Consider the following 13258-nt stretch of genomic DNA (forward strand, 5'->3'; position numbering starts at 1 on the left):
GTGGCTATCCGCGTCCTACTGGTCGACGACCAACCGCTGCTGCGGACCGGTTTCCGGATGATCCTCGAGGCGGAGCAGGACATCGCGGTGGTCGGCGAGGCCGGGGACGGCCTCCAGGCACTCGACCAGGTCCGGGCGCTCCAGCCCGACGTGGTGCTGATGGACATCCGGATGCCCCGGATGGACGGCGTGGAGGCGACCCGGCAGATCACCGGTCCCGGCCGGGACGGCCCGGCGAAGGTCCTGGTGCTGACGACCTTCGATCTCGACGAGTACGTGGTGGAGGCGCTGCGGGCCGGTGCGAGCGGTTTCCTGCTGAAGGACGCGCCCGCGGGCGAACTGGTCCAGGCGATCCGGGTGGTCGCAGCGGGCGAGGCCATGCTGGCGCCCAGCGTCACCCGCCGGCTCCTCGACAAGTACGCCGACCATCTGCCGTCGGGCGAGGACCCGGTTCCGGACGCGCTGCACACGCTGACCGACCGTGAGGTCGAGGTGCTCAAGCTGGTCGCCCGCGGACTGTCCAACGCGGAGATCGCGGCCGACCTCTTCGTCAGCGAGACGACCGTCAAGACGCACGTCGGCCATGTGCTGACGAAGCTGAGCCTGCGCGACCGGGTCCAGGCGGCGGTGTACGCGTACGAGAGCGGTCTGGTGCGCCCCGGCGCCCAGTAGGACCCCCGACCCCCGCGTTGACGTTCCGTCCGCGCCATGGAACGGCCGGCCTCCGGCAGCTGCTCGAAGCAGCTCCCGGAGGCCGGCCGTCGGTGTCATCGGGCCGCGCGGATCAGACGCCGCCGCCCTTGGAGAGCTCCCACAGCTGGAGGTCGGAGCTCGCGTTCAGCACCGACTCGACGCCGATGACGCCCTCGCGGGCCGCGACGTACTGCTTGCCCTGCCACAGCGGCAGCACGGGGACGTCGTTGGCCACGATGTCCTGGATCTGCTTGAACGCCGGGGCGGCCGCCGTACGGTCGGCCTCGCGCCGCGACTGCGGGATGAGTTCGCGGGCCTTCTCGCTCACGTAGGGCGAGTTGAGGAAGTTGCCCTCGCCGAGGAACGGCGCGGTGTAGTTGTCCGGGTCCGGGAAGTCGGGGAACCAGCCGAGGCCGTAGACCGCGTAGTCACCGCGCTTCTGGGCGGGCCGGAACTTGGACCACTCGGTGCCCCGGATCTTGACGTCGAAGAGCTTGCTGGCGTTCAGCTGGTCGCGCAGCGCCTCGAACTCCTTGGCCGTGCCCTCGCCGTACTTGTCGGTGGTGTAGTGCAGCGTCAGCTCGACCGGGGTGTTGATGCCGGCCCGGTTCAGCAGTGCGGCGGCCTTCTTGCGGCTGGGCTCGCCGTACTTGTTGAAGAACGAGTTGGTGTGCGCGGAGATGCTCTTCGGGATGAGCGAGTAGAGCGGCTCCGCAGTGGCGCCGTACACCTCGCCGGCGATCTGACCACGGTCGACGAGCGAGGCCATGGCCTGCCGGACGGCCTTGTCCTTGACCACCGGGTCGTTGGTGTCGAAGGCGAGGTAGCGGATCTCCAGGCCGGGCATCTCGGTGAGCTCGATGCCCTCCTTGGGCTTCTCCAGCATGCCCTTGATCTGCTCCGGGGACATGGTGCGGGTCATCAGGTCGATGTCGCCGGACTCGAGGGCCTTGCCCATCGAGTCGGCGTCCTCGAAGGAGCGCAGGACGACCTTGTCGTTCTTGAGCCGCAGATCGCCCTTGTAGTCCGGGTTCTTGGTGAAGACGACCCTGGAGATCCGGTCGCCGTCGGTCTCGGTCTTCATCGTGTACGGACCGGAGCCGTCGACCTGGAAGCCCTCGCGCAGCTTCTTCGCGTCGTACTTCTCCTTGCTGACGATGCCGGCGGCCGGCGTCGAGAGCTTGTAAGGGAACGTGGAGTCCGGCGTGGCGAGATGGAAGATGATCTCGTTGTCGCCCTTGGTCTCGATGGTGTCGATGTTCGAGAGCAGGGCCGCGGTGCCGTTGTCGGAGTCGATGGCGAGCACGCGCTCGATGGAGAACTTGACGTCCTCCGCGGTCACCGGGGTGCCGTCGGCGAACTGGAGGCCGCTGCGCAGCTTGCAGCGGTAGCTCTCGCTCACGGTGTCGGTGAAGAGGCAGGACTCCGCCGCGTCCGGGACGGGCTCGCCGCCGCCGCGGGGGGTGTGCATCAGGGTCTGCAGGGTCTGCCGCAGGACGTTCCAGGCGCCGGTGTCGTAGGCGTAGGCCGGGTCCAGGGGTGCCGGGGCGTCCTCGCCGGCGACGAACTGGTCCGTGGTGCCCACGACTATGGCGTCACCGCCGCCGGACCCGCCGTCCGTGCTGCCGCAGGCGACGAGCACGGGCGCGAGCAGGCCGACCACGGCCGGCAGCACCAAAGTCTTACGGTTCATCCTGGACGTTCTCCCTCATGCATCCGGCACTGTGATACAGCGATGTGTGCGCAAGACACTCCGCCGCCTCCGCCCGGTCCGGGCGGCGCGATCGGGTCGGGATACAGACGATCGGTCCTGTGTTTCCGACGGCTGGGTGGCCGACGGGGACACCACGGTGATGCAGCGAAGCTCTCGCGACGAGATTAGTCGGCAACGCCAGGAAAGCGTGAACGGGCCCGAGTTGAGCCGTATTCACTGAGTGATCGTCAATACCTGTGAGTGGATGGCCCTGCCACGGAAGATCGGTCGACTTACTGACCAATCAGGACACATGACATCGCGCGACATCCGCCCGAACGGTGCGTCAGGCGCAAATCACCCAGGATGGGCCAGCACGCACAGTGACAAAGGTCACGCCCCGAACAAGACAGTGACCGGCCTCGGCAATGGCCAGGCCGGTCACGGAAAAGATATGTGCCGCTGCCCTGGGTTCCCGTCCCATTCGAAAACACGGACAGTGCGCGAATCACTGCTTGGTGCTGATCAGCGTCCGCAGAAAAGGCAGGTCGACTTCTTCGAGCGAGGCCACTACGGCCCGCCCGTCGGCCGGCTGGATCGGGGCCACCGACGGGACCGCCACCACCCGGCAGCCGGCGGCCTCCGCGGCGGCCACGCCGGTCGCCGTGTCCTCCACGACGGCGCATCTCGCCGGTTCCGCGCCGACCCCCTCGGCCGCGAGCAGATAGGGGTCCGGGTGCGGCTTGGTGCGCGGCACCTCGTCCCCGGCGACCGAGAGCATGAAGCGGTGGGGGCCGAGGGAGGCGAGGACGCGGTCGATGATGCGCCGGTGCGAGGCGGAGACCAGCGCGGTCGGCACGTTGTGTGCGGCCAGTTCGGCGAGCAGCCGCTCGGCGCCCGGCATCAGGGGCACGCCGCGGCCGATCCGTTCCTCGAACGTGTCGTTCAGCAGCACGGTCAGTTCCGGGAGGGTGATGTCGGCGCCGGTGGCCTCGATGAGATAGCCGGCGCTGCGGGTCATGGGGCCGCCGACGACCACGTCCCGCCATGCCTCGTCCAGCCGGTGGCCGAGGCCGGCGAAGACCTTCACCTCCGCGTCCCACCAGAAGCCCTCGGTGTCGACGAGCGTGCCGTCCATGTCGAGAAAAACGGCCTGCAGTGCGGCCACTTCCGCCGAACGGGTCAGCGACGCGGGGACCGTGCTGGTCATGGGCACACCTCCGGGAGGGACGAGAAGGCCGGCCACCTGGTCCCAGCGGCTTTCCCGCGGGGACAGGCGACCGGCCTGCACTGGACCGACCAGTGTACGACTCGCCCGTTCAGCGTGCGTTGAAATACTTCGCCTCGGGGTGGTGGATCACGATCGCGTCGGTGGACTGTTCGGGGTGGAGCTGGAACTCCTCCGAGAGCTTGACACCGATCCGCTCCGGCTCCAGCAGCTCCGCGATCTTGGCACGGTCCTCGAGGTCGGGACACGCGCCGTAGCCGAGCGAGAACCGCGCGCCGCGGTACTTCAGCGAGAACATGTCCTCCACCTCGGCCGGGTCCTCGCCCGCGAAGCCGAGCTCGGCGCGGACGCGGGCGTGCCAGTACTCGGCGAGGGCCTCGGCGAGCTGGACGGACAAGCCGTGGAGTTCGAGGTACTCACGGTAGGCGTTGGCCTCGAAGAGTTTGGCGGTCTCCTCACCGATCCGTGAGCCGACGGTGACGACCTGGAGGCCGACGACATCGGTCTCGCCGGACTCCTCCGGGCGGAAGAAGTCGGCCAGGCACAGCCGGCGGCCGCGGCGCTGGCGCGGGAAGGTGAAACGGGTCCGCTCCGCGCCGTCCTCGCCCAGCAGGATCAGGTCGTCGCCCTTGGACACGCACGGGAAGTAGCCGTGGACGACCGCCGCCTCGAGGAGGTTGTCGGTCTGCAGACGGTCCAGCAGCCCGCGCAGCCGGGGCCGGCCCTCGGTCTCCACCAGCTCCTCGTACGAGGGCCCGTCGCCCGCCCGCGACTGCTTGAGTCCCCACTGGCCCTTGAAGAGGGCGCCCTCGTCGAGCCAGGAGGCGTAGTCCTTGAGCGGGATGCCCTTGGCGACGCGGGTGCCCCAGAACGGCGGGGTGGGCACCGGGTTGTCGGTCGCGACGTCCGAACGGCCGCCGGGCTCCTCCGGACGCTCCTCGACGACCGCGGCGCCGGCCTTGACCCTGCGCTGCCTCAGCTCCGGCAGGGCGGCGCCGGGGACGCCGCGCTTGATCCCGATGAGGGCGTCCATCAGGCGCAGCCCCTCGAACGCGTCCCGCGCGTAGCGGACCTCGCCCTGGTAGATCTCGTGGAGGTCCTGCTCCACGTACGCGCGGGTGAGGGCCGCGCCGCCGAGGATGACGGGGTAGTCGGCGGCCATCTTGCGCTGGTTGAGCTCCTCCAGGTTCTCCTTCATGATCACCGTGGACTTGACCAGCAGTCCGGACATGCCGATCACGTCCGCGCGGTGCTCCTCGGCCGCCTCCAGGATCGCCGAGACCGGCTGCTTGATACCGAGGTTGACGACGTTGTAGCCGTTGTTGGACAGGATGATGTCGACCAGGTTCTTGCCGATGTCGTGGACGTCGCCGCGGACCGTGGCGAGCACGATGGTGCCCTTGCCCTCCGCGTCCGACTTCTCCATGTGCGGCTCCAGATGCGCGACCGCGATCTTCATGACCTCGGCCGACTGCAGCACGAACGGGAGCTGCATCTGCCCGGAGCCGAACAGCTCACCGACGACCTTCATCCCCGCCAGCAGGGTGTCGTTGACGATGTCCAGCGCGGGCCGGGTCTGCAGCGCCTCGTCGAGGTCCGCCTCGAGACCGTTCTTCTCGCCGTCGATGATGCGCCGCTGCAGCCGCTCGTCCAGCGGCAGCGCGGCCAGCTCCTCGGCCTTGCCGGCCCTCAGCGACGTGGTCGTGGCGCCCTCGAAGAGCTGCATGAGCTTCTGCAGCGGGTCGTAGCCCTCACGGCGCCGGTCGTAGATCAGGTCCAGGGCCGTGGTCACCTGCTCCTCGTCGAACCTGGCGATCGGCAGGATCTTGCTCGCGTGCACGATCGCCGAGTCCAGACCGGCCTTCACGCACTCGTCCAGGAAGACGGAGTTGAGCAGGATCCGCGCGGCCGGGTTGAGACCGAAGGAGATGTTCGACAGTCCGAGCGTGGTCTGCACGTCCGGGTGACGCTTCTTCAGCTCCCGGATCGCCTCGATGGTGTTGAGCCCGTCCTTGCGGGACTCCTCCTGCCCCGTGCAGATGGTGAAGGTGAGCGTGTCGATGAGGATGTCCGACTCGTGGATGCCCCAGTTGCCGGTCAGATCGTCGATGATCCGCTCGGCGATGGCCACCTTGTGCTCGGCCGAACGCGCCTGGCCCTCCTCGTCGATCGTCAGCGCGATCAGCGCCGCGCCGTGCTCCTTGGCCAGCGCGGTCACCTTCGCGAAACGCGACTCGGGTCCGTCGCCGTCCTCGTAGTTCACCGAGTTGATGACCGCACGGCCGCCCAGCCTCTCCAGACCGGCCTGGATGACCGGGACCTCGGTCGAGTCCAGCACGATCGGCAGGGTCGACGCGGTCGCGAAACGGCCCGCCAGCTCCGCCATGTCGGCGACGCCGTCGCGCCCGACGTAGTCGACACACAGGTCGAGCATGTGGGCGCCCTCACGGATCTGGTCGCGGGCCATCTCCACACAGTCGTCCCAGCGGCCCGCGAGCATCGCCTCGCGGAACTTCTTCGACCCGTTCGCGTTCGTCCGCTCGCCGATCGCCATGTACGCGGTGTCCTGACGGAACGGCACCGTCTGGTACAGCGAGGCCGCGCCCGGCTCCGGACGCGGCCGGCGCTCCGCCGGCTCGACGCCCCGCACCCGCTCCACGAGCCGGCGCAGGTGCTCCGGCGTCGTACCGCAGCAGCCGCCGACCAGCGAGAGCCCGTAGTCACCCACGAACTGTTCCTGCGCGTCGGCGAGGCCCTCCGGGCCGAGCGGAAAGTGCGCGCCGTCCTTCGTGAGCACCGGCAGACCCGCGTTGGGCATGCAGAGCAGCGGGATGCGCGAGTGGCGGGTGAGGTAGCGCAGATGCTCGCTCATCTCGGCGGGACCGGTGGAGCAGTTCAGGCCGATCATGTCGACACCGAGCGGCTCCAGCGCGGTCAGCGCCGCGCCGATCTCGGAACCCAGCAGCATCGTGCCGGTCGTCTCGAAGGCCAGCGAACAGAGCAGCGGGAGGTCGACGCCGGCCGCCTTCATGGCACGGCGCGCACCCAGGATCGCGGCCTTCGTCTGGAGCAGGTCCTGCGTCGTCTCCACCAGCAGCGCGTCCGCACCGCCGGCGATCAGGCCCTCGGCATTCTGCTGGAAACCGTCCCGGAGCACCGTGTAAGGGGCGTGCCCCAGGGTCGGAAGCTTGGTGCCGGGGCCCATGGAGCCCAGCACCCAGCGCTGCTGCCCGGTCGACGCGGTGAACTCGTCCGCGACCTCACGGGCGATCCGCGCCCCGGACTCGGACAGCTCGAAGACACGCTCGGGGATGTCGTACTCACCCATGGCGGAGTGGTTGGCGCCGAAGGTGTTCGTCTCCACGCAGTCGACGCCGACCTCGAGGTAGGCGGCGTGCACGGAGCGGACGATGTCGGGGCGGGTCGCATTGAGGACCTCGTTGCAGCCCTCGAGGTTCTGGAAGTCCTCGAGCGTCGGATCCTGCTCCTGCAGCATCGTGCCCATCGCACCGTCGGCCACCACCACCCGGGTGGCGAGCGCTTCGCGCAGTGCGTCGATTCGGGTCCGGCTGTCAGCGGCGGGGGTCGGCAACGAGGCCATGGATGCAGCTCCCTGAGGTGCGACGGCTGTCGGCTTTGCGCCCTTCGGTGGGGGCGCACCAAGCCAGACTAACCGGGTGGGCCTGTCAGGGGTCGAGGTGTCCCACGGGGCGGACTACGGCATGTCCCGCGGCTTTTTCCCGGGGCCCGGGACGCGAGATACTCGGTCCGCCGTGACCCAGGTCGACATCGACCGATAGTGTTCAGCATTGTCGAACCGTGTTGGAGAAGGGCCGATCCGATGGCGAAGAACATCCAGTCACTGGAGCGGGCAGCCGCCATGCTGCGCCTGCTCGCGGGCGGCGAGCGCCGGCTGGGCCTCTCCGACATCGCGTCCTCGCTGGACCTGGCCAAGGGTACGGCCCACGGCATCCTGCGGACCCTGCAGGCGGAGGGTTTCGTCGAGCAGGACGCCGCCTCCGGCCGCTACCAGCTGGGCGCGGAGCTCCTGCGGCTCGGCAACAGCTATCTGGACGTGCACGAGCTGCGGGCGCGCGCCCTCGTCTGGACCGACGACCTGGCCCGCTCCAGCGGCGAGAGCGTCCATCTGGGCGTCCTGCACCAGCACGGCGTGCTGATCGTGCACCACGTCTTCCGGCCCGACGACAGCCGCCAGGTCCTCGAGGTGGGCGCGATGCACCCGCTGCACTCGTCGGCCCTGGGCAAGGTGCTCGCCGCCAACGACCCCGTGGCTCACACCGAGGCGCTCGAGGTCGACCGCAAGGCGTTCACGCCGCGGACCGTGACCGGGCTCGAGGAGTTCGAGGCGGTGCTCGACCATGCCCGGGCGCGCGGCTGGGCGGCCGATGTGGAGGAGACCTGGCACGGCGTCGCCGCCGTCGCCGCGCCGATCCACGACCGGCGCCGGATGCCCGTGGGCGCGGTCGCCATCACGGGCGCCGTGGAACGGATCTGCGAGGCCGGAGAACTGCGCTCCGAGCTGGTCGCGGCGGTGCGGGACTGCGCCCGCGCGGTCTCGCGCGACCTCGGCGCCGGGCGGTTCTGACCGCCCTGGCGCATCATCGGTAACGATCCGGTTTTCGCCGGACACAACCCTTGACGTGTGTTAACCGGAGGACAAAACTGCCGTTCACCGGTCGGCAATGCCGAACAGCTAACGGCAATACGCGCTAGAGTGTGGCAACGCCAGGCCGGGAGCACGCCCTCTGCTGAGGGCGCGAACCACCGGAGGGACCCGGGGTTCGCCTTCCCCCTGGACGAAGGACAAAGGAGTCGCGGGTGTCCAACTCCGACATCTTCATCGGCGAGATCATCGGTACCGCCGTTCTCATCCTGCTCGGTGGTGGCGTGGTCGCCGCCGTGGTACTCAAGCGCTCCAAGGCGCAGAACGCGGGCTGGCTGGCCATCACCTTCGGGTGGGGCTTCGCGGTCCTGACGGCCGTCTACATGACAGGCGCCCTCTCCGGCGCCCATCTCAACCCGGCCGTCACCCTCGGCATCGCGATCAAGGACAACGACTGGGGCACCGTCCCGGTCTACTTCGCCGGCCAGCTGCTCGGCGCCATGATCGGCGCGACCCTGGTCTGGCTCGCCTACTACGGCCAGTTCCACGCGCACCTCACCGACCCCGAGGTCATCGGCGAGCCGGTCGACGAGAAGGCCATCGAGGGCCCGCACGCGGAGCCGGCGTCCCAGGCCGGCCCGGTCCTCGGCGTCTTCTCCACCGGCCCGGAGATCCGCAACGTCTGGCAGAACCTGGCCACCGAGATCATCGGCACCCTGGTGCTGGTCCTCGCGGTGCTCACCCAGGGCCTCAACGAGAGCGGCAAGGGCCTCGGCCCGATCGGCGGTCTGATGGTCGCCCTCGTCGTCGTCGCCATCGGCCTCTCCCTCGGCGGTCCGACCGGTTACGCCATCAACCCCGCCCGTGACCTGGGTCCGCGCATCGTGCACGCCCTGCTTCCGCTGCCGAACAAGGGCGGCTCCGACTGGAGCTACTCGTGGATCCCGATCGCCGGTCCGCTGATCGGTGCGGCCATCGCGGCGGGTATCTACAACGTCGCGTTCGCGTGAGCCGAATCAGCAGCACGAGCCGTATTCAACGAGACCCGAGCAGGAGCAGACCGTGACCGACGCACACACCACCGGCCCGTTCATCGCCGCCATCGACCAGGGCACCACCTCCAGCCGCTGCATCGTCTTCGACACGGACGGCCGGATCGTCTCCGTCGACCAGAAGGAGCACGAGCAGATCTTCCCGAAGCCGGGCTGGGTGGAGCACGACGCCGCCGAGATCTGGACCAACGTCCAGGAGGTCGTGGCCGGCGCGATCGAGAAGGCCGGCATCACCTCCGCCGACGTCAAGGCCATCGGCATCACCAACCAGCGCGAGACGACGCTGCTGTGGGACAAGAACACCGGCGAGCCCGTCCACAACGCCATCGTCTGGCAGGACACCCGCACCGACGCCCTCTGCAAGGAGCTCGGCCGCAACGTCGGCCAGGACCGCTTCCGCCGTGAGACCGGCCTGCCGCTGGCCTCGTACTTCGCCGGACCCAAGGCCCGCTGGCTGCTCGACAACGTCGAGGGCCTGCGGGAGCGCGCCGAGCGCGGCGAGATCCTCTTCGGCACCATGGACTCCTGGGTCATCTGGAACCTGACCGGCGGAGTCGAGGGCGGCGTCCACGTCACCGACGTCACCAACGCCTCCCGCACCATGCTGATGAACCTGCACACCATGGAGTGGGACGACAAGATCCTCCAGTCCATGGAGGTGCCGGCGGCGATCCTGCCGGAGATCCGGTCCTCCGCCGAGGTCTACGGCCTCGCCAAGGGCGGCGCGCTGGACGGCATCCCGGTCGCCTCCGCGCTCGGCGACCAGCAGGCGGCCCTGTTCGGCCAGACCTGCTACTCGAAGGGCGAGGCCAAGTCCACGTACGGCACCGGCACCTTCATGCTGATGAACACCGGTGACGAGCCCGTCAACTCCTACAACGGTCTGCTGACCACCGTCGGCTACCGCATCGGCGACCAGAAGCCGGTGTACGCGCTCGAGGGCTCGATCGCCGTCACCGGTTCGCTGGTGCAGTGGATGCGCGACCAGATGGGCCTGATCAACTCGGCCGCGGAGATCGAGACCCTCGCCTCCTCGGTCGACGACAACGGCGGCGCCTACTTCGTCCCGGCCTTCTCCGGGCTGTTCGCCCCGTACTGGCGCTCCGACGCCCGCGGTGTGATCGCCGGTCTCACCCGGTACGTCACCAAGGCGCACATCGCGCGCGCCGTGCTCGAGGCCACCGCCTGGCAGACCCGCGAGATCACCGACGCCATGACCAAGGACTCGGGCGTCGAACTGACCGCGCTCAAGGTCGACGGCGGCATGACCTCCAACAACCTGCTGATGCAGACCCTCTCGGACTTCCTGGACGCGCCGGTCGTGCGTCCGATGGTCGCCGAGACGACCTGCCTCGGCGCCGCCTACGCCGCCGGCCTTGCCGTCGGCTTCTGGCCGGACACCGACGCGCTGCGCGCCAACTGGCGCAGGGCCGCCGAGTGGACCCCCCGCATGGACGCTGACAAGCGTGACAGCGAGTACAAGAGCTGGCTCAAGGCCGTGGAGCGGACCATGGGCTGGCTCGACGAGGAAAACTGACGAGGAGCAAGAATGACCACCCTGCAGAGCGTCCCCTCCCCCGGGACGCACCCGGCCTCCGGCTCGGCTGTGTCTTCTCTCAAAGCAGCGGGCCGCGCCGAAACTCGGGAGCAGCTTTCCAAGGCGACGTACGACCTCCTGGTGATCGGCGGCGGCATCCTGGGCATCTCGACCGCCTGGCATGCGGCGCAGTCCGGGCTGCGGGTGGCCCTCGTGGACGCCGGTGACTTCGCCGGCGCCACCTCCTCCGCCTCCTCCAAGCTGCTCCACGGCGGACTGCGCTACCTGCAGACCGGCGCGGTGAAGCTGGTCGCGGAGAACCACTTCGAGCGGCGCGCGGTCTCCCGCCAGGTGGCCCCCCACCTGGCCAACCCGCTCAAGTTCTACCTGCCCGTCTACAAGGGCGGCCCGCACGGCGCGGCCAAGCTCGGCGCGGGCGTCTTCGCCTACTCGGCGCTCTCCGCCTTCGGTGACGGCGTCGGCCACGTCATATCGGCGGCGAAGGCACAGCGGGACGTGCCGGAGCTGCGGACCGACAACCTCAAGGCGGTCGCCGTCTACGGCGACGACCAGATGAACGACTCCCGCATGGCACTGATGACGGTCCGCGCCGCCGCCCAGTCGGGCGCGACCGTCCTCAACCACGCCGAGGTCACCGGCCTGCGCTTCACCAAGGGCCGGGTCACCGGCGCCGAGCTCAAGGACCGCACGGACGGCACCGAGTTCGGTGTCACCGCGCGCCTCGTGCTCAACGCCACCGGCCCGTGGGTCGATCACCTGCGCCGGATGGAGGACCCGGACGCGGCCCCCTCCATCCGCCTCTCCAAGGGCGCACACCTGGTGCTCAAGCGCACCGCCCCCTGGCGTGCCGCGCTCGCCACTCCGATCGACAAGTACCGCATCACGTTCGCGCTGCCCTGGGAGGACATGCTGCTGCTCGGTACGACCGACGAGGAGTACGAGGGCGACCCGGGCGACGTCGCCGTCAACGACAAGGACACCGCGCAGATCCTGGACGAGGCCGCGTTCTCCATCCGCGACCAGCAGCTGTCCAGGGACCTGATCACGTACTCCTTCGCCGGTCTTCGGGTGCTGCCCGGCGGCCCCGGCGACACGTCCAAGGCCAAGCGGGAGACGGTGGTCACCGAGGGGCGCGGCGGGATGCTGTCCGTGGCCGGCGGCAAGTGGACCACGTTCCGCCACATCGGCCGCACGGTGATGAACAAGCTGGCGACCCTGCCGGGGCGTCCGCTCGCCGAGGACATGGAGCCCCTCGCCCACCTGCCGAAGAAGCTGCCGCTGCCCGGCATCGCCAACCCGAACGCGGTCGCCCACCGGCTGCTGGTGGACGGCGGCACTCCGGGACCGCGGATGGCGGCGGACACGGCCCGGCACCTCGCCACCCACTACGGCTCGCTGTCGTTCGACATCGCCCGTCTGGCGGACGAGGACCCGGCGCTCGCCGAGCGCATCCACCCGGACGCGCCGGAGATCTGGGCGCAGGTCGTGTACGCCCGCGACAACGAGTGGGCCGAGACGGCGGACGACGTGCTGCGCCGCCGCACGACGCTGACGATCCGGGGGCTGGCGACGGACGAGATCCGCGGCCGGGTCGAGGACGTGCTGCGCGCACGGTAGTACGCGCGACGAGGGCGGCCCCCGGGGGCCGCCCTCGTTGTACGCTCACCCCTCCGATGTCTGCTGGAATGGTGCGAACGACGGGGGCGACGTCATGGCCGTGACCGACGAGGCCATCGAGAAGATCAAGGCGATGATCGTCTCCGGCGCCCTGCGGCCCGGCGACCGCCTCCCCAAGGAGAGCGAGCTCGCGGCCGAGCTGGGCCTGTCCCGCAACTCCCTGCGCGAAGCGGTACGGGCGCTGTCGCTGATCCGCATCCTCGACGTACGGCAGGGCGACGGCACATATGTGACCAGCCTGGACCCGCAGCTCCTGCTGGAGGCGCTGAGCTTCGTCGTCGACTTCCACCGCGACGACACGGTGCTGGAGTTCCTCGCGGTACGCCGCATCCTGGAGCCGGCCGCCACGGCGATGGCCGCGAGCCGGATCACGGCCTCCGAACTCGACGCGCTGAGCGCCCAGCTGGACGCGCTCGGCACGGAGCCGTCGGTCGAGGATCTGGTGGCGGCGGACCTGGACTTCCACCGGGGCATCGTGCGGGCCTCGGGCAACTCGGTGCTCTGCTCCCTCCTCGACGGCCTCTCGGGCCCGACGACCCGCGCCCGCGTCTGGCGCGGCCTCACCCAGGAGGACGCGGTGCCCCGCACCCTCCGCGAGCACCGCGCGATCCTGGCGGCGCTGCGGGAGGGGGACGGGGAGGCGGCGAGGGCGTGGGCGACGGTGCATGTGGCGAGCGTGGAGCAGTGGCTCCGGGCAACGCTGTAACGCCTGCGGGGGGCGTGGGGAACACCC

General features: G+C 69.7%; 9 protein-coding genes. 6 read left to right on the top strand and 3 right to left on the bottom strand.

From position 1 onward, the window contains the following. Entirely contained in the window at positions 1–672 is a 672-nt protein-coding gene (locus ACFYOP_RS26755; RefSeq protein WP_356895154.1) for a response regulator transcription factor, read from the top strand. A 112-nt stretch (positions 673–784) separates the two neighbouring features. Here the strand turns inward: ACFYOP_RS26755 and ACFYOP_RS26760 are convergent, their stop codons facing one another. From ACFYOP_RS26760 to metH, 3 genes are all read right to left on the bottom strand, one after another. Next, positions 785–2386 carry an ABC transporter substrate-binding protein gene (locus ACFYOP_RS26760; protein ID WP_356895156.1) on the bottom strand — a complete coding sequence of 534 codons (1602 nt, stop codon included), beginning with the start codon at positions 2384–2386 and terminating at the stop codon, positions 785–787. A gap of 508 nt (positions 2387–2894) precedes the next feature. Further along, a complete protein-coding gene (locus ACFYOP_RS26765; RefSeq protein WP_356895158.1) occupies positions 2895–3596 on the bottom strand; it encodes an HAD family phosphatase in 702 nt (233 codons plus the stop codon). A 109-nt stretch (positions 3597–3705) separates the two neighbouring features. Further along, the gene (gene metH, locus ACFYOP_RS26770; RefSeq protein ID WP_356895160.1) at positions 3706–7215 is read right to left on the bottom strand and encodes a methionine synthase; all 3510 of its coding nucleotides are present in this window, start codon (positions 7213–7215) and stop codon (positions 3706–3708) included. A 240-nt stretch (positions 7216–7455) separates the two neighbouring features. On the opposite strand from metH, the gene ACFYOP_RS26775 reads away from it, so the two are divergent. The 5 genes from ACFYOP_RS26775 (at position 7456) to ACFYOP_RS26795 (ending at position 13231) form a co-directional block, all read left to right on the top strand. Continuing rightward, positions 7456–8220, top strand: a complete 765-nt coding sequence (locus tag ACFYOP_RS26775) for an IclR family transcriptional regulator (RefSeq protein WP_356895162.1) — start codon at positions 7456–7458, stop codon at positions 8218–8220. Positions 8221–8453: 233 nt separating this feature from the next. Then, a complete protein-coding gene (locus ACFYOP_RS26780) occupies positions 8454–9248 on the top strand; it encodes an MIP/aquaporin family protein (RefSeq protein ID WP_356895164.1) in 795 nt (264 codons plus the stop codon). A 52-nt stretch (positions 9249–9300) separates the two neighbouring features. Further along, positions 9301–10827, top strand: a complete 1527-nt coding sequence (gene glpK, locus ACFYOP_RS26785; protein ID WP_356895166.1) for a glycerol kinase GlpK — start codon at positions 9301–9303, stop codon at positions 10825–10827. A gap of 12 nt (positions 10828–10839) precedes the next feature. Continuing rightward, positions 10840–12465, top strand: a complete 1626-nt coding sequence (locus ACFYOP_RS26790) for a glycerol-3-phosphate dehydrogenase/oxidase (RefSeq protein ID WP_356895168.1) — start codon at positions 10840–10842, stop codon at positions 12463–12465. Between the two features lie 94 nt (positions 12466–12559). Continuing rightward, entirely contained in the window at positions 12560–13231 is a 672-nt protein-coding gene (locus tag ACFYOP_RS26795) for a FadR/GntR family transcriptional regulator (RefSeq protein WP_356895170.1), read from the top strand. The last annotated feature ends 27 nt before the right edge of the window (positions 13232–13258 follow it).

Origin of the sequence: Streptomyces sp. NPDC006294 (assembly GCF_042870895.1) — a bacterium.
In the GTDB taxonomy this organism is placed as follows: Bacteria; Actinomycetota; Actinomycetes; order Streptomycetales; family Streptomycetaceae; genus Streptomyces.

Excerpts from the sequence above, each read along its gene's own strand:
- ACFYOP_RS26760 (WP_356895156.1), bottom strand. The coding sequence starts at position 2,386 with ATGAACCGTAAGACTTTGGTGCTGCCGGCCGTGGTCGGCCTGCTCGCG.
- ACFYOP_RS26765 (WP_356895158.1), bottom strand. The coding sequence starts at position 3,596 with ATGACCAGCACGGTCCCCGCGTCGCTGACCCGTTCGGCGGAAGTGGCC.
- metH (WP_356895160.1), bottom strand. The coding sequence starts at position 7,215 with ATGGCCTCGTTGCCGACCCCCGCCGCTGACAGCCGGACCCGAATCGAC.
- ACFYOP_RS26775 (WP_356895162.1), top strand. The coding sequence starts at position 7,456 with ATGGCGAAGAACATCCAGTCACTGGAGCGGGCAGCCGCCATGCTGCGC.
- ACFYOP_RS26790 (WP_356895168.1), top strand. The coding sequence starts at position 10,840 with ATGACCACCCTGCAGAGCGTCCCCTCCCCCGGGACGCACCCGGCCTCC.
- ACFYOP_RS26795 (WP_356895170.1), top strand. The coding sequence starts at position 12,560 with ATGGCCGTGACCGACGAGGCCATCGAGAAGATCAAGGCGATGATCGTC.